The following is a 15650-nucleotide window of genomic DNA, read 5'->3' on the forward strand; positions in this document are numbered from 1 at the left end:
TTACTCCCGCGGGGAGCGACCCGCCGGTATGGAACGGCCCTGCGTTCGCGTCCCCCGCGAAGCCGGCGAGGAGACCAGACGGGCCCTCGCCGCGGCGGACCTCGTCGACGAGGACCACGAAATCGTCGTCGACGACGGGTCGCTCTACCTCCCCGTGACCGACCCCGAGGCGGTCGGCGACGACTACGAGGTGGTCTACCGGGACGTGCCGGTCCACGACCGCCAGCGGACGCCCGCCGAGTTGCTGGGGTTCGACCCCTCCTACGAGCGCCTGGGCGACGTGGCCATCCTCGACGAGGACGACCCCACACGGGCGGCCCGGATCGCCGAGGCCATCCTCGACTCGGACCTCCCCGTCCGGGCGGTCATCGACCGCGCCTCGAAGGTGAAAGGCGACCTCAGGGTGCGGGACTGGACGGTACTCGCGACCGACGACGCCGACCGCGATCGACCGCCGACCGAGACGGTCCACCGCGAGTACGGCTTCGAGTACCTGCTCGACCTCGCGGAGGTGTACTTCTCGCCGCGTCTCGCCACCGACCGCCACCGCGTCACCGAGGGCGTCGAGGCCGGCGAGCGGGTCGTCGACATGTTCGCCGGCGTCGGCCCGTTCGCGATCCCGATGGCCGCTCGCGGAGCGGCCGTCCTCGCCGTCGACCTCAACCCCGCGGCGGTCGAGTACCTCCGCGAGAACGCCCGCCGCAACGGCGTCGCCGATTCCGTCACCGCCGTCGAGGGCGACGTGCGCGACGTGGCGGCCGACCACGCCGGGTGGGCCGACCGCATCGTCATGAACCTCCCGCACAGCGCCGACGACTTCCTCGACGCCGCCGTCACCCTCGCCGGCGACGACTGCCTCCTCCACTACTACGACATCCAGCACGAGGACGACCCCTTCGGCCCCGGCGAGCGAGCGATCCGGGCGGCGGCCGCCCCCGCCGGCTACGAGGTGGCGGTGCTGACCCGGCACGTCGTCCGGTCGTACGCCCCCCACGAACTCAACGTCCGTCTGGACGTGCGGCTGTCCCGGTGAGGGCGGGACGTTTCGGAACCCTTATTTGAGTCATGGCAGTACGGTGGAGTGCGCGCCGGAGTAGCTCAGCTGGCAGAGCGATTCCTTCGTAAGGAATAGGCCGAGGGTTCAAATCCCTCCTCCGGCTTTCTGCTGCGAACTACCGTGAAGCGAAAGCCACGGAAGGTAGCGGATGACACGGGAGTAGTTCACACACCGGTTCCCCGGCCGAACGAAGTGAGTCCGAGGAGTCCCACGTGGCGGGTCGATCACTGATTGATCAGGACGATGGCGACGATGGCCAGACCGATGCCGGCGACTTTCGTCAGCGAGATCGGTTCGCCGAGAGCGACGACGCCGATGGCGGCCGCCGTGACGAAGTACATCCCGCCGACGGTCGCGACCACCGCGGTGGATCCGATGGACACGCCGACGAACGTCGAAACGACGCCCACGGCGGCCGCCACCCCCGCAACGACGGAAAAGAGCAGACCCTTGTTCGTCACCGCGAGCGAGGCGTCGGAGACGACGGCGTAGGCGGCGGTGACGACCGCCGCGGCGACGTACGAGATGGCCGCGGCGGTCACCGGATCGATACTGTTCGACGCGACGTCGCCGAGCGTGATCCAGAACCCCCACGCGATCATCGTCCCCAGGCCGAAGAGGAGCGCCGAGTTCACACCGCCTCACCCGACCGACTACAGTTCGGGAGGGTGCGTGGAGTCGGCGTGTCCGCCGTCGAACGTCGAGACGCCGTGGCTGGCCTGGGGGGCGAGTACATCGATCACCCGCCACTAGTCGCACGGGCCTCATAGAGGTGTCTCATTCGTCCCGACGGGATCCATCTGACCGCGGGGAGCGGAGCGACCTGGGCGCCGTGAGCGCCTGCAGAGCCGGTTCGAGGCGGAGTGGCGAGCCACCGCCGAGCGACGAACACGCCGAGGCGCGATACTGTTACTCAACACATAACTTAATTCAGTTGATGTCCTTTGTACGGGCATCGTGATGGAGAGAGACGTGAGTTCGGCGGAACGGTCGGAGCGAACGGTCCGGGTGGTCCGGACGTGAACCGGGGGCTGGCGGCGGTCCTACTCGTGGCGCTGTTGCTCGTGCCCGCGACGCCGGTGGCGGCGACGAACGCCGTCGTCGTCGGGGGGGCGGACCTCTCGCTGTCGGTGCCGGACAACCGGGTGTCGCCCGGCGAGACGACCACGCTCGACGTCTACGTCGTCAACGACGCGCGACTGGTCCGCGGGGGGCCACAGGAGTTCGTCGACCGGGTCACGACGGCCCGCACGACGACCATCGACGTCGGCGAGGTTCGCGGCGTCGACGTGGCGACCGGGGAGGTTCCGGTGGGGAGGGTGCCGGAGGGCTCCCACGGGCCGGTCGGCGTCGAACTCACCGTGCCCGAGTCGGTACCGCCGGGGACGTACCGACTGCCGGTGACGCTCTCGTACACCTACACGTCGACGGTCCTGTACGACGTCGACGATCCCTCGAACGATCCGGAGTACGACGACGTGGAACGAACGAGACGCGTGTCGATTCCGGTCGTCGTCGAGGAGCACCCCCGCTTCAGAATCGTCGGCGTGGGGACCGACGCCCAGGTCGGTGGCTCGGGAACGATGACCGTCTCGGTGCGGCACGTGGGCAGCGAAGCCGTCCGCGAGGCGAGCGTCGACCTGACCTCGGCGAACGACGACCTGACGTTCGGCGGGGCCGCGACGGCGGAGTCGTTCGTCGGCGAGTGGGTGCCCGGCGAGACGAAGACGGCGACGTTCCCGGTCAGCGTCGTCGAGGACGCCGAACTGCGGAACTACACCGTCACGGGGCGGGTCTCGTACACGGACGCGGACGGGATCGCGGGCGCGTCGAACGAACTCCGGTCGAGCGTCCGGCCGCTCGCCGAGCAGGCGTTCTCGCTGTCGGGGGTCGAGTCGTCGCTCCGGGTCGACCACGAGGGGGCGGTGAGCGGCACGGTGACCAACGAGGGGCCGCTGCCGATCACCGACGCGGTGGTGGTCTTCGAGCCCGCGAGCCCGAACTTCGACGCCGGCGAGACGGAGTTCGCCGTGCCGGATCTGGCCCCAGGCGAGTCCGCGCCCTTCGCGTTCGACGTCGAGGTGTCGAGCGCCGCCGATCCCGGTTCGCGGCAGTTGCGGTTCGTCGTCGACTACGAGACCGAGGACGGTGACGACCGGACGAGCGACGCGCTCACCGCGCGGATCGACGTGGCGTCGGAGCGTGACCCCTTCGCCGTCGAGGTCACGGAGTCGACGGTGCGGGCGGGCGGCAGCGGACGGCTCGCGCTGCGGGTCACGAACGCCGACGACGAGACGCTCTCGGACGTCTCCGCGAAGCTGTTCGTCGACGACCCCATCTCGACGGACGACGACGAGGCGTTCGTGGACGAACTCGCCCCCGGTGAGTCCGCGGAGATCAGCTTCGAGGTGAGCGTCGGTGGCGGGACGTTCCCGAAGGCGTATCCGGTTTCGCTCGACTTCGAGTACGACCGCTCCGACGGCACCACGGAGATCTCCGACACCGTCCGGCTCCCGGTCACCGTCGAGGAACGGCGGGGCGGTGGGTTGCCGTTCGGGCTCGCGGTGGGGCTGGGCGCCGTCGCGCTCGTCGGGGCCGTGATCGTCGTCGTCCGACGGAGGTAGACCGTGCCGGCCAAAGTCGACTACCAGCGGTTCGTCGACGCGGCCGACGACTGGATCACCGGCCGGCCCGGGACCGTCGTGTTCGCCTTCCTCCTCGTGACCGCCGTGTTCGCCGCGGGGTTGCCCGCCGTCTCGACCGACTCCGGGACCGAATCGTTCGCCGAGGACGTGCCGGAGGAGGAGGCGCTACAGGACGTGAACGAGAAGTTCTCGGCGCCCTTCGAACCCGACGAGGGGAGTACGCAACTGATCCAGCGCGGCGAGAACGTCCTCTCGAAGCGGGGGCTCCTGCGGATGCTCGCGGTTCAGGAACGGCTGGCCGACGATCCGGACATGCGCGTGGTGGGAACCGAGAGCGCCGCTCGGCTCGTCGCCCGGCAACTCGACCCGTCGGTGGACGGCCTCGAGGCCGAACGGGACGCGGTCGAGCGCGCGACGTCCGGAGAGATACGGACCGCCGTGGGGACCCTCGCGCGGACGGACCCACGGTTCGTCGCGCTCCTGAGCGACGACTTCAATCCGACGGCCGCCTCGGCGTCCGGTACCATCGGCATCGTCACCCACGAGGTTCCCGGGGGGCTGGCGGCGGGGACGGGACAGGGGAGCGCCAGCCCCCTCGAACCGATCCAGATCGAGGCGCGGTTCGTCGCGGACGCCGCCGACGGCGACGTCGTCGTCTTCGGATCCGGCATCACCGCCGTCGAGTTCGGGACGGTCATCAGCGACTCCCTGCTCATCGTCGTCCCCGCCGCGGTGTTCCTGATCGCGCTCTTTCTGGTGATCGCCTACCGTGATCTGGTGGACCTGCTTCTCGGGCTGGCCGGGTTGAGCATGACGATCGTCTGGACGTTCGGCTTCATGGGCTTCGCCGGCATCGCGTTCTCGCAGATCCTCATCGCGGTGCCGCCGCTGTTGCTCGCGGTTGGCATCGACTTCGGCATCCACGCCATCAACCGCTACCGCGAGGAGCGACTCACGGAGGCCGACCCGGAACGCGCGATGCGGACCACGACCGACCAGTTGCTCGTCGCCTTCTTCATCGTCACCGCGACGACGGTCATCGGCTTCCTGTCGAACCTCGTGAGCGACCTCCCACCAATCCGGGAGTTCGGCACCGTCGCCGCCGTCGGCATCGCCTTCACCTTCCTCGTGTTCGGGGTCTTCCTCCCGGCACTGAAGCTCTACACCGACGACCTTCGCGATCGGTACCCGCTCCCGACGTTCTCGCAGACGCCCATCGGGTCCGAGGGATCGACGCTGGGACGCGGCCTCTCGCTGGGCGTGATCGTCGCGCGGCGTGCGCCGGTCGCCTTCCTGCTGATCACCGCCGTCGCCGCGGGGGGTGCCGGCTACTACGCCGTCGGTATCGACACGACGTTCTCCCAGGAGCAGTTCCTGCCGCCCGAGGAGACCCCCGAGTTCTACGACGTCCTCCCCGAGCCCGTCAGGCCGAACGAGTACACGATCACGGCGACGATCAACTACCTCGAAGCCAACTTCGAGTCGAGCGAGGACGCCGAGGTGGTCGTGTACGTGGAGGCGCCGATGGAGCGCAACACGGCCCTGGAGTCGATGTGGCGCGCCGGCGAGAACCCGCCGGAGACGTTCGTCAGGGACGGCCGACACGCCCGGGAGACCTCCATCGTGACCATCGTCCTCGCCTACCAGGAGCGCGACTCCGAGTTCGACGCGCTCGTGGCGCGGAACGACCGGAACGCCAACGGGATCCCGGACCGGAACCTCGATGCGGTGTACGACTACCTGTTCGCCTCACCGGCCCGCGACCGCGCGCTCGACTACCTCACCGAGAACCGGCGCAGCGCCCGCGTGGTGTACGCGGTGAAAGGCGACGAGAGCGACGCGGCGATCACGGCCGACGCCCGGGAGGTGGCGGACCGCTACCGTGGGGACGCCACCGCGACCGGCAACATCGTCGTGTTCAAGGCGATTTCGGACATCATCTTCGCCTCGGCCATCGTCAGCCTCACCCTCGCGCTCGTCGGCACCGCCGTCTTCCTGTTGCTCGTCTACTGGGTGCTGGAGGGGCGGGCGTCGCTCGGCCTGGCGAACCTGGCGCCAATCGTCGTCACCGTCGCCTGCGTCGGCGGGTCGATGCGCTATCTCGGCTTCTCGCTGAACGCGTTCACCGCGACGGTACTCGCGATGACCATCGGCCTCGGCATCGACTACTCGGTCCACCTCACCCACCGCTACATCGACGAGCGACGCCTCCAGCCGACGGTCCTCGACGCGCTCTCGCGGAGCGTCTACGGCACCGGCGGCGCGCTCCTCGGGAGCGTCCTCACGACGGTGTTCGGCATCGGCGTCCTGGTCCTCTCGGTGTTCCCCGCCATCGGCGACTTCGGCCTGCTCACCGCCCTCTCGGTCGTCTACGCGTTCCTGTCGTCGCTGCTCGTGTTGCCCCCCGCGCTGGTCGTCTGGGAACGCGTCTTCGGCGAGGCGACCGAGCCGATTCCGGCCCCCGTCCGGGACGCCGACGACCCGCAGTGAGTCGGGGGCCACGCCGTCGAGCCGTCGCGACGACGGCCGGTCACCGACGGCCGACCCACCGCGCGGCCCGGGCGAGTTCGGCGGCGACGACGTGCCGTTCGAGGAGGGCGACGCCGGCGACGACGACACAGAAGCCGACGGCCGTCGCGAGCGTGACGGGTTCGCCGAGGAGGAGCCACCCCGTGAGGGCGGCGACGATGGGGACGACGTACGCCACCAGGTTCGTCCGCACGGGACCGATCCGACGGATGAGCGTGAAGTAGATGGGGTAGGCGGCCGCCGTCGAGGGGAGCGAGACGACGAGCACCGCGAGGACGAGCGCCGTCGTCGGAGCCGTCCCGGCCACCGATTCGCCGGCCGCGAGGCTCCAGCCGTGGAGGAGGAGGGCGCCGAGGCCCATCGCCCACGCGGTCAGCGGGATGCTCGACAGCGTCGCGTCGATCCGCCGCATGAGCACGCTCCCGAGGGCGATGATCGCCGCGGCGAGCAGGACGTACAGTTGGCCGACCGTCGACCCCGAGGTGAGCGTCTCGGGCGACGGCTGGACGATGACGACGACGCCGACGAGGCCGAGGAGGATGCCGACGACGCCGCGGACGTCGAGTCGCTGGCCGAGGACGAGGAAGGCCACGGCGGGCGAGAGGATGGGGTTGAGGCCGTACATCACGGACGCGGCGGCGGGAGTGATGGTCCGCTGGCCGAGAAAGAGCAGGCCGTTGTTCGCGGCGACGATGGTGGCGGCGCCGACGGCGATGGCGGTCAGGTCGGCGCGACTCCGCGGCCGCCACGCGTCGTGGCGCCACGCCGAGTAGGCGAGGAGGATGGGCGCCGCGATGTCGAACCGGAGGGCGGCGAAGAAGAGCGCCGGGAGCGCGTCCAGTCCGGCCTTGATCGCGACGAACGAACTGCCGAACAGTACGCCGAGGAGGACGAAGAGGGCGGCGTTTCGGTAGCGACCGGCGGGCACGACCGATCCTTTTTCGGCGGCGGGGATGGGTGTATCGATCCACGGCCGTCGGCCCCGACGGGGACTTGTCCCTGGGGCGGCTTCGTGGACCCGTGACCGACGACCGAGAGCGCTGGAACGAGAAGTACAGCACGGACGAGGAGTTCGACCTGCCGGACGACCCGATTCCCGCGCTTGAACGGCGGGTCGACGAACTGCCGACGGGGCGTGCGCTCGACGTCGCGACGGGCACGGGACGGAACGCCCGGTTTCTCGCCGCCGAGGGGTACGCCGTCGACGCCGTCGACGTCTCCGACGAGGCGCTGGATCGGGCCGCCCGCGCCGCCGAGGCCGCGGGCGTCGAGGGCGTGACCTGGATCCGGAGCGACGTCGCCGACTTCGAGTTCGAGGCGGGCACCTACGACGTGATCACGGTGAGTTTCTTCGCCGCGCTGGACCTGCTTCCCGACATCAAGGAGGCGCTGGCGCCCGGGGGCGTCCTGATCTACGAACACCACCTGCGGTCGAGCGACGACGTCGACGTCGGGCCGTCGAGCGACCGCTACAAGTTCCGGTCGAACGACCTGCTTCGGGCCGCACTCGACCTGACGGTCCTCGAGTACCGGGAGCGGATCCGCCTCGACGCGGCGGGACGGACCCAGGCGGTGGCGACGCTCGTGGGGCGGAACTCCGCGGGCGGTCGGCAGTCGTATCCGCGAGCCGAGTGAGGGATCACTCGCCGCGTCGGTCCCCGTCCCCGCCCTCGTACTCGTGATCGAGGAGCGTGGAGAAGGGAACCGCCTCCAGGACCGCCTCGGCCGTGGCTTCGAGGACGACCGGCGGCGCGACGCCCGCCTCCTCGGCTTCCACCCACCGGCCGAGGCAGACACACCAGCGGTCGCCGGGTTCCAGCCCCGGGAAGTCGAGGTCCGGACGCGGCGTGGTCAGGTCGTTGCCCCGCGCCCGCGAGAACTCCAGGAACGCCTCGGTCATGACCGCACAGATCTCGTGGCGCCCGCGGTCGGCGTCGAGGTGGTGACAGCAGCCGTCCCGCAGGTAGCCGGTCTCGGGGTCGGTACTGCAGGGTTCGAGGTCGGTGCCGAGGGCGTTCGACTCCGTGGGCATGGGCGGGGTTCGGGGGCCGGAGAGGAGAGCGTTGGGATCGGGTCAGGCCGTGCCCTCGACGGCCAGCGCGTCGGCGGCCTGCGAGGCCTCGTGCTGGACGAGGTACGCGCGGTCGTCGGCGTAGTCGGCGGCGGCCGAGAGCGCGCGTTCGGTGCCGATCTGACGGAGCGCCCACGCGGCCGCCGCGCGGACCTCGTCGTTCTCGTCGTCGGCGAGGGTGTCCGCGAGCGGGTCGACGGCGCGCGTGTCGCCGATGAGGCCGAGCGCGCGGGCGGCGTAGGGGCGGACCTGCTCGTTCTCGGCGGCGAGTTTGTTCGCGAGCGGGCCGGTGGCCGCCTCGCTCCCGATCTCGCCGAGCGCCTTGAACGTCACCTTCTGGAGGCCGGGATCGGAGTCGGCGTCGACGTACTCGAGCAGGGTGTCGACGGCGTCCTCGGCGCCCATCTTGCCGAGCGCCTTGATGCCGGGCTTGTCGCGCTTGCCGGCGCGCCCGTGCATGGCGTCGAAGGCCGCCTCGTCGTTCATCCGGGTGATCGCCTCCAGGCAGTGACGCTCCATGAACTCCGACTGGAAGCTGTCGAGCGCGAGCAACACCATCTCGACGTTCCCCCGCTGTTCCCACTCCTTGAGCGCCGCCCACTCGGGCGGGAAGTCCTTGTAGTGGCCGAGGACGTCGTAGAAGCCCTGAGCACGAAGCTGTTCGTGGGTTTCGAGGTCGTCCCACTCCTCTGCGTCGTCGAGGCCGGCGGCGAGGTCGTCGGTCGCGGAGAGGAGGTCGTCGATGGTCTCGGCGTCCGCGTCGGCGTCAAGGTCGGCGTCCGCGACGGCCTCGGCGGCCGCGTCCAGGGCCTCGGCGTCGTCGCCCGAGAGGTCGGCGTCCAGGATCGTCGCCACCTCGTCGACGAAGGCGGCGACGGCCGCGGCGGCCTCGTCCTCGCCGTCCTCGGTCCACTCGGTGTCCGTGAGGGTATCCCTTGCGGCCTCGACGTCGTCGACGACGTCGCTCGCGTAGGGGCCGCGGGCGGCCGCCAGTTCGTCGCGCAGATCGTCGAGGCGGGCGTCGAGTTCCTCGCGGGGATCCTCGGCGTCCTCCTCGTCCTCGTCGGGGGTCGGGAGGTCGGCGGCGTCGAGGTCCTCAGCGATGCCGTCGAGCGTCTCCTCCACGTCGTCGAGGTCGGCTTCCGTCTCGGCGGCGTCGAGGTCCTCGGCGGCCGCGTCGAGGCGGGAGTCGAGGGTCTCGGCCGGCAGGTCGGTCTCGTCGTCCCCGTCGGTCATACGGACACACTCCGTGTGACTCTCAAAAGAGCGTTTCCATTCCCGGCAGGCGGCACCCGGTCGGGCCACCGGCGGGCCGTCGACTCAGGACGAGGGCCTGACGTTCAGGTTGTTGCGGAGCAGGTTCTCCGGATCGTACCGCGCCTTGATCGACGCGAGTCGGTCGAGGTTGTCGCCGTACGCCATCCGGGACCGCTCGTCCCCGTCGACGAAGCCGGGGAAGCCGGGGTAGAACCCCTCCAGCGTCGCGTCCGAGCCCCGGAGGTCGCGCCAGGTCGACTCGGCCCACGCCAGGTGCGCCTCGTCCGCACCGGGGTCACGCCACCCGGCCTCGACGGAGACGAGAAACTCCGCGTCCCGCCACGCGTAGGCGGTCGCGTCCAAGGGGACGTCGCTCACCGCACCGCCGAGATGCCACACCGTCACGGACGACTCGGCTCCCGGTGCCGTTCCGCCGGCCGTCGCGACGCGCTCGATCAGGTCGTCCGTCAGTTCGTCGGCGTACAGCGAGTGCCACGAGTAGCGGTTCCCGGTCGGGAACAGTTCGGTCGCGATGTCGTGAACAGCCACGAACGGCAGCCGACCGCTCAGGTCCATCGCCGGGTCCCCCGCCTCCCGGAGGGGACGGAGCGCCGCCTCGCCGTCGCCGGGGTCGCCGGCGTAGACGGCGTAGAACATCACGATCGGCGCGCCGTGAAACTCCGCCGGAACGAACGGGAGGGACGGGACGAACGTTCGGAGGGCCATCGACGTCACCGCGTCGGGCGCCTCGGCGACGAACGCGCGGTAGCGGCGGAACAGGCGGGCGGTGGTCTCGTCGTCGGGCGCGGGGTACGCGACCTGTGCGACCGCGACCTCCGGACCGAGTTCGAAACACTCGAACTCGAAACGCGTCACGACCCCGACGTTGGCACCGCCACCCCGGACGGCCCAGAACAGGTCCGGGTTCGCCGCGTCGCTGGCGGTCAGCACGTCCCCGTCGACGGTGACGAGTTCGACCGAACGGAGGGCGTCGACGCCGAGGCCGTGTGCCCGTCGGACCCAGCCGATGCCACCGCCGAGCGTCGATCCGGCTACGCCGTTGTGCGAGGCGCTCCCGCAGGGGATCGCGAGACCGTGTTCCTGTGTCGCCGTGAGAACGTCGCCGACGCGACAGCCGGGGCCGACACGGACCGTCCGGGCCTCGACGTCGAGGTCGACGGCCGTCATGTCCGAGAGGTCGACCACGACCGCACCGTCGACCACGGCGCTACCGGTGACGTGGTGACCGCCACCACGGACCGACAGCGGCAGGTCGCGTTCGCGAGCGAATCGGATCGCCGCCGCGACGTCGGCGCTGGAGGCCACGCGTGCGATCGCGACCGGAAAGCGGTCGATTCGACCGTTCCAGACGGTTCGGGCGGCGTGATACGCGTCGTCTCCGGGGCCGACGACGTCGCCGGCGACGTCGTCTCGGAGGTCGGTGGCGATCGACGGGTCGAGTGTATCGAAAGTTGACATCGTGCGTTCCGTTCCGTTCCGGGATTCGGAACGGTCGGTCGTAAAATGTAGTCCATCTATTTAATTATATATGACATTCGGTGCTCGTCCGGCGCGCGCCGGCGCCCGATCCGGAACGTCGCGGGACGGTGGCGAGACAAGACCCATTATCGGGGACTGCGTAGGGACGCGTATGCGATCCGACCCACCCCGCGCGGTTCTCGCGACCCTCCTCGCCTGCCTCCTCGTCGTGGGGGCCGTCGCCGGCCTCGCCGCCGCCGCCGAGGAGCCCCGGGAGGAGCCGGCCGACACGAGCCCGCCCGTCCGGGTGTACGTCAGCGAGACGCTCGACGTCTCGGACGTGCAACTCACCGGCGGCGGGACGATCGGTACCGAGCAGACGACGTTCGTCTCGACGACCGGCGACAACGTGTTCACCGTCACCCCGGAGCGCGCAGACTTCGGCGGCGTCGATCCGGGGTCGTACGACGCCGACACCGACGACGACGACGAGCCCGAACTGGTGGTCGTCCGCCCGCGGATCACCGACTTCGACGTGCGCAACGAGCGCGGCGTCGACATCGCGGGCGACACCCTCCCGGCCGACGACTTCGAGGAGGTCCGCATCACGGTCGAGTACAACTTCGCCGACGCCGACCGCCTCGACGTGACCGTCGAGAGCCCCGACGGGATCGACCTGGCGGGCGACGCGGTCATCACGGAGAGCGGCGGCAGCGTCACCGTCGACACGAGCAGTGCCGACCCCGGAACGTACCGGATCACCGTCGAGGGGAGCGACATCGAGGCGGGGTCGGCGACGACCGAGGTGACCGTCGCCGGCGGCGCCACCGCGACGCCGGAACCCACCGCCACCGCCACCGCCACCGCCACGCCCACGCCGACTCCCGAACCAACGGCGACGCCGACCCCCGACCCGACGGCGACGCCGGAGCCCACCGCCACGCCGACCCCGGCTCCCGAACCCACCGTCACCGCCACGCCGGCGCCGACCGCCGAACCTACCGCCACCGCCACGCCCACGCCGACCGAATCCGCGGGTGACGGGTTCGGCGCCGTCGTCGCCGTCCTCGCCCTCCTGGCGGCCGCGGCGGTGCCGCGACGGCGCGACTGATATAAGCGCCTCCGGACCGACGTTCGGCCATGAGCCGCGACGAGGACGAAGAACTGGTGGACCTGCTGTCGGAGCTAGAGCGGACGCTCGCCGACCTCCGGGCGGCCGTCGGCGAGGACGTGCGCGAGCGCGGACGTCGGCGGGGAGACGGCGCCGTCCCGCGGCGCCGGCCGCCGACACCGGGCGAACTCCTCCGATTCACCGAGGAGTACACGATTCCGACGCTGATCGCCCTGCTCGAAGCGACGGTCCAGTCGCTGGAACTGCTGCGCGCGGTCCTCCGTCTCGCGGGGCCGCGGCCGACGGAGGGCCGCCTCCGGGAGCGACTGTCGTCGTCGGACGGCCCCGAGGTGACGACGCTCCGGGAGGCCCTCGCCGACCTGCGGGGAGCCCTCACCGACGCCGACCTCCCGGAGGAGTCGGCGGCGGGGTCGATCCTCGCCGATGCCCGGTCGCTGACGGCCGAAATCGACGAGCGACTGGCGGCGGTCGACGACGGGGCGGAGAGCGGGCGGAGCGGGGGACGGACGGCGGACGACCGGGGCGTCGACATCGACGTCCGGGAGGAACCCGTCGACGTGGAATCGGAGCTGACGTCGATCAAGGAGTCGATGGAGGAAGACGGAGAGGAGGAGTGAGCGTCGCCCGGGGGCGACGGGTGGAGATGTCGTCTACGACGCGGCGACGTACTCGTCGTCGATGCGGTCGATCAGGCCCCGATCCGACAGGGTGTCGAGGACGGGGAAGAGGCTGATCTTCCGGATGTCGAGCGACGACTGGAGTTCGTCGACCGTGACGCCGTCGGAGACGGTGACGAAGAGGTACACGAGCTTCGAGTCGGCGGCGGTGAGTTCGTCCGGAACGTCCAGGCTGTCGGTGGTCGGGGCGATCGTCGCGTTCGCGCTCAGGTTCGTACTCATGATCTACCCGAAATGTCCACCTTCTAAGTAATAAACCCTTCCAATATATGCACCATACTCTCGATATCCCTTATATGTAATTATATGTCCTCCGATAGTTCACGTTCGTTAATGTTCGATGCAGAATCATGACCCGGAGAGGGATGGGTCCGGGAGCGGATCGCGCCGGCCGCTACGCGGTGCGTTCGGTCGCCGCGTCGATCCACCGGCGGATGCGTCCCTCGTCGATGCCGCTGTCGGCCGACAGCGTCGCGGCGTCGGCGTCGGCGAGGGCCTCGACGGAGTCGACGCCGGCGTCGTGCAGGCGCTCGGCGTACGCCGGGCCGATGCCGTCGAGTTCCTGCAGATCGGTGCCGGCGACGTCCGCCTCGGTCGTCTCGACGTCCTCGGCGACGGCGGCGTCGGGGGTGTCGGACTCGGGCGCCTCGTCCGCCGTCCCGGAGTCCGCGTCCGCCTCGTCCACGGAGCGCTCGGCGAACCACTCGGCCACCTCGGGCCAGAGGTGTTCGTGGGTGGAACTCGACACCGAGAGGCCGATGTGGCCCGTCGAGAACTCCATGATCTCGGTGTCGTCGCTGGCGACCGCCTCGTTGAAGGGCTTGCTCGCCTCCGGGGGGATGAGGTGGTCGTACTCGCCGATCACCTGCAACACGGGCATCGTGACGTCGTCGAGGTCGACCCGCTCGCCGTCCAGTTCGAGTTCGTTGCGGTAGAGCTTGTTGTCCTGATAGACGTCTTCGAGGAACTGCCGGTAGGCGGCCCCGGGGACGTCGATGGGGTCGTTGAGCCACCTCTCCATCCGGGCGAAGTTCTCCACGAAGTCGTCGTCGTCGATGTTGTCGTAGAGGTTGCCGTACTTCGTGACGTAGTTGTGAACCGGGTCCATCAGCGCGAACCCGACGTCGAGGAACTCGGCGGGCACGTTGCCGAACGTCTCGGTGATGGTGCCGGGGCTGAAGAAGTCCTCGTCGCCCCACATCTCGAGGATGCCGCCGGTACCGTCGAAACAGAGGCCGGCAGCCATGAGCCCGAGGTTTCGGACCTTCTCGGGGTGGAGCGCGGCGTACATGACGCTCATCGTGCCGCCCATGCAGTAGCCGAGGACGTTGATCGACTCCTGTCCCGAGCGCTCGCGCACCTCGTCGACGCAGTTGTCGATGTAGCGGTTGACGTAGTCGTGCAGCGACAGGGACGTATCGAGTTCGGAGGGCTCGCCCCAGTCGATCAGGTAGACGTCGAAGCCGGCTTCGAGCATCCGCCGAACGACGCTCCGATCCGGCTGGAGGTCGAGGATGTACGGCCGGTTGATGAGCGCGTAGACGAAGAGGAGGGGGACGTCGTGGCGCTCCTCCTCGGGCACCAGCGGCTCGTAGTGGTGGAGTTCGAGCTTGTTCTCGCGGTAGACGACCTCGCTGGGCGTCCCCCCGACCTCCACCTCGGCCATCGTCTCCAGGCCGTCCGGGATGGCGCCGACGGACTCGGTGTCGGCGGCGGCGCGCTCCCAGAGGTCGCGCTGGACGTCCAGGGGGAAGGTGAAGGGGTTCATTGCTGGTCGAGCAACCGATCGAGCTTCTGCTCGATGGAGTGCTGGCGGCGTTCGAGTTCGACGAGCCGTTCGCCCACCTCGCGAACGTCGCCGACCGTCGCGAAGTTGAGGGCGTGGAGCGTCTCCTCGGACGCCTCGTCGATGGTCTGGCGCATGTCCATCGCCTCCTCGACGGTCTGGCCCGTCGCCGCCGCGAAGGCGGTGGTCGTCATCATCTCCTTGAACGCCTCGTTGGCCGAGGAGAGCCAGATGTCGCGGAACTCCTCCGGTTCGACGTCCTCGCCCTGCATGGCGCTTCCCATGCGTTCGAAGGACGTCTCGGCGGCGTCCATCCACGCCTCGTAAGCGCGCATCGATCCCTCGTAGCCCTCCTGAATCCGCTCCTCGGAGAGGTTGTCCTCCATCGAATCCATCCAGGATTCGAGAAACGCCGACTGGGCGTCGAGGTTGCGGTCGAGGGCGTTCATATACGTCTCGGTCATGCGTTCGAGGAACGCGTCCATCTGTCCGTCGAACGTACCGCTGGCATCGTTGGTCATCGTATGTAAATAGGGGGTCGGGGTGGAATAGGCTCCGGTTAGGCCGACTCGGCCAGTTCCTCGGCGGAGGCGACGGCCTCTTCGGTCGTCTCCTCGGCCTCGGACTGGAACTGTTCGACGGCGTCGAAGCTGTCCGCGAGCAGTTCGAGCTGCATCTCGGTCAGCTCGTCGTAGGTCGCCTCCGCCTCGTCGAGGCCCTGCAGGAAGGACTGCCAGGCGTCCTCGTGGATCTCGTCGACGGCCTCGAACTGCTCGTCGACGGCCGCCTCGAGTTCCGCGACGGACTCCTCGGGGTAGACCGACTTCAGGCCGTCGAGGTAGGCCTCGATGGCCGTCTTCGAGAGCGTGACGCCGCTCTTCTGGACGGACTTGACGGACTGGAAGGAGTCGAACCAGGTCTCCACGGCGGAGCGCTGGACGTCGATGCTCGTCTCGGCGGCGCGGCGGGTCTGGTCGATCATCGTGCGCTGCAGGTCGAAGGCCGAACTCATGGGAT

General features: G+C 69.7%; 15 protein-coding genes and 1 tRNA gene. 7 read left to right on the forward strand and 9 right to left on the reverse strand.

Annotated elements, in window-relative coordinates; all coding sequences use genetic code 11:
• Positions 1-28 precede the first annotated feature (28 nt).
• On the forward strand, positions 29-1033 hold the full coding sequence (locus NBT67_RS05730) for a class I SAM-dependent methyltransferase (RefSeq protein WP_251343860.1): 1005 nt from the start codon (positions 29-31) through the stop codon (positions 1031-1033).
• 54 nt (positions 1034-1087) lie between these two features.
• A tRNA-Thr gene (locus NBT67_RS05735) sits at positions 1088-1160 on the forward strand.
• A gap of 121 nt (positions 1161-1281) precedes the next feature.
• Here NBT67_RS05735 and NBT67_RS05740 read toward each other — a convergent pair.
• Positions 1282-1692 carry an EamA family transporter gene (locus NBT67_RS05740; protein ID WP_251343861.1) on the reverse strand — a complete coding sequence of 137 codons (411 nt, stop codon included), beginning with the start codon at positions 1690-1692 and terminating at the stop codon, positions 1282-1284.
• Between the two features lie 384 nt (positions 1693-2076).
• Here NBT67_RS05740 and NBT67_RS05745 point away from each other — a divergent pair, with 384 nt between their 5' ends.
• Positions 2077-3681, forward strand: a complete 1605-nt coding sequence (locus NBT67_RS05745; RefSeq protein WP_251343863.1) for a COG1361 S-layer family protein — start codon at positions 2077-2079, stop codon at positions 3679-3681.
• 3 nt (positions 3682-3684) lie between these two features.
• Positions 3685-6192 (forward strand): efflux RND transporter permease subunit, encoded by a 2508-nt coding sequence (locus NBT67_RS05750; RefSeq protein WP_251343864.1) that lies wholly within the window; start codon positions 3685-3687, stop codon positions 6190-6192.
• Positions 6193-6232: 40 nt separating this feature from the next.
• Here the strand turns inward: NBT67_RS05750 and NBT67_RS05755 are convergent, their stop codons facing one another.
• On the reverse strand, positions 6233-7159 hold the full coding sequence (locus NBT67_RS05755; protein WP_251343865.1) for a DMT family transporter: 927 nt from the start codon (positions 7157-7159) through the stop codon (positions 6233-6235).
• Positions 7160-7251: 92 nt separating this feature from the next.
• Between NBT67_RS05755 and NBT67_RS05760 the strand changes: the two genes are divergently transcribed.
• Positions 7252-7866, forward strand: a complete 615-nt coding sequence (locus tag NBT67_RS05760; protein WP_251343866.1) for a class I SAM-dependent methyltransferase — start codon at positions 7252-7254, stop codon at positions 7864-7866.
• 4 nt (positions 7867-7870) lie between these two features.
• Here NBT67_RS05760 and NBT67_RS05765 read toward each other — a convergent pair whose 3' ends face one another.
• The 3 genes from NBT67_RS05765 to NBT67_RS05775 form a co-directional block, all read right to left on the reverse strand.
• Entirely contained in the window at positions 7871-8263 is a 393-nt protein-coding gene (locus NBT67_RS05765; RefSeq protein WP_251343867.1) for a DUF2237 family protein, read from the reverse strand.
• Between the two features lie 42 nt (positions 8264-8305).
• Complete coding sequence (locus NBT67_RS05770; protein WP_251343868.1) at positions 8306-9538, reverse strand: HEAT repeat domain-containing protein; 1233 nt, start codon at positions 9536-9538, stop codon at positions 8306-8308.
• Between the two features lie 84 nt (positions 9539-9622).
• On the reverse strand, positions 9623-11038 hold the full coding sequence (locus tag NBT67_RS05775) for an FAD-binding oxidoreductase (protein ID WP_251343870.1): 1416 nt from the start codon (positions 11036-11038) through the stop codon (positions 9623-9625).
• A 172-nt stretch (positions 11039-11210) separates the two neighbouring features.
• On the opposite strand from NBT67_RS05775, the gene NBT67_RS18065 reads away from it, so the two are divergent.
• Positions 11211-12149, forward strand: a complete 939-nt coding sequence (locus NBT67_RS18065; RefSeq protein ID WP_305881857.1) for a PGF-CTERM sorting domain-containing protein — start codon at positions 11211-11213, stop codon at positions 12147-12149.
• Between the two features lie 29 nt (positions 12150-12178).
• Positions 12179-12787, forward strand: coding sequence for a DUF7547 family protein (locus NBT67_RS05785; protein ID WP_251343871.1), 609 nt, complete (start codon positions 12179-12181; stop codon positions 12785-12787).
• Between the two features lie 33 nt (positions 12788-12820).
• On the opposite strand, the gene NBT67_RS05790 is transcribed toward NBT67_RS05785, so the two are convergent.
• The 4 genes from NBT67_RS05790 to NBT67_RS05805 all read right to left on the reverse strand — a co-directional run bounded on the left by NBT67_RS05790 (position 12821) and on the right by NBT67_RS05805 (position 15645).
• Positions 12821-13069, reverse strand: a complete 249-nt coding sequence (locus NBT67_RS05790; RefSeq protein WP_251343873.1) for a helix-turn-helix domain-containing protein — start codon at positions 13067-13069, stop codon at positions 12821-12823.
• A gap of 172 nt (positions 13070-13241) precedes the next feature.
• Positions 13242-14615, reverse strand: coding sequence for a class III poly(R)-hydroxyalkanoic acid synthase subunit PhaC (gene phaC / locus NBT67_RS05795; RefSeq protein ID WP_251343874.1), 1374 nt, complete (start codon positions 14613-14615; stop codon positions 13242-13244).
• Positions 14612-15154: a poly(R)-hydroxyalkanoic acid synthase subunit PhaE gene (locus NBT67_RS05800; RefSeq protein WP_251343876.1), complete on the reverse strand. Its 543-nt coding sequence runs from the start codon at positions 15152-15154 to the stop codon at positions 14612-14614. The genes phaC and NBT67_RS05800 overlap by 4 nt, the downstream gene beginning before the upstream one ends.
• Positions 15155-15192: 38 nt before the next feature.
• Positions 15193-15645, reverse strand: coding sequence for a hypothetical protein (locus NBT67_RS05805; RefSeq protein ID WP_251343877.1), 453 nt, complete (start codon positions 15643-15645; stop codon positions 15193-15195).
• Positions 15646-15650: the final 5 nt, after the last annotated feature.

It is taken from the genome of Haloplanus sp. GDY1 (genome assembly GCF_023703775.1).
In the GTDB taxonomy this organism is placed as follows: domain Archaea; phylum Halobacteriota; class Halobacteria; order Halobacteriales; family Haloferacaceae; genus Haloplanus; species Haloplanus halophilus.

Excerpts from the sequence above, each read along its gene's own strand:
- NBT67_RS05800 (WP_251343876.1), bottom strand. The coding sequence starts at position 15,154 with ATGACCAACGATGCCAGCGGTACGTTCGACGGACAGATGGACGCGTTC.
- NBT67_RS05730 (WP_251343860.1), top strand. The coding sequence starts at position 29 with ATGGAACGGCCCTGCGTTCGCGTCCCCCGCGAAGCCGGCGAGGAGACC.
- NBT67_RS05805 (WP_251343877.1), bottom strand. The coding sequence starts at position 15,645 with ATGAGTTCGGCCTTCGACCTGCAGCGCACGATGATCGACCAGACCCGC.
- NBT67_RS18065 (WP_305881857.1), top strand. The coding sequence starts at position 11,211 with ATGCGATCCGACCCACCCCGCGCGGTTCTCGCGACCCTCCTCGCCTGC.
- NBT67_RS05790 (WP_251343873.1), bottom strand. The coding sequence starts at position 13,069 with ATGAGTACGAACCTGAGCGCGAACGCGACGATCGCCCCGACCACCGAC.
- NBT67_RS05765 (WP_251343867.1), bottom strand. The coding sequence starts at position 8,263 with ATGCCCACGGAGTCGAACGCCCTCGGCACCGACCTCGAACCCTGCAGT.
- NBT67_RS05770 (WP_251343868.1), bottom strand. The coding sequence starts at position 9,538 with ATGACCGACGGGGACGACGAGACCGACCTGCCGGCCGAGACCCTCGAC.
- phaC (WP_251343874.1), bottom strand. The coding sequence starts at position 14,615 with ATGAACCCCTTCACCTTCCCCCTGGACGTCCAGCGCGACCTCTGGGAG.
- NBT67_RS05785 (WP_251343871.1), top strand. The coding sequence starts at position 12,179 with ATGAGCCGCGACGAGGACGAAGAACTGGTGGACCTGCTGTCGGAGCTA.
- NBT67_RS05775 (WP_251343870.1), bottom strand. The coding sequence starts at position 11,038 with ATGTCAACTTTCGATACACTCGACCCGTCGATCGCCACCGACCTCCGA.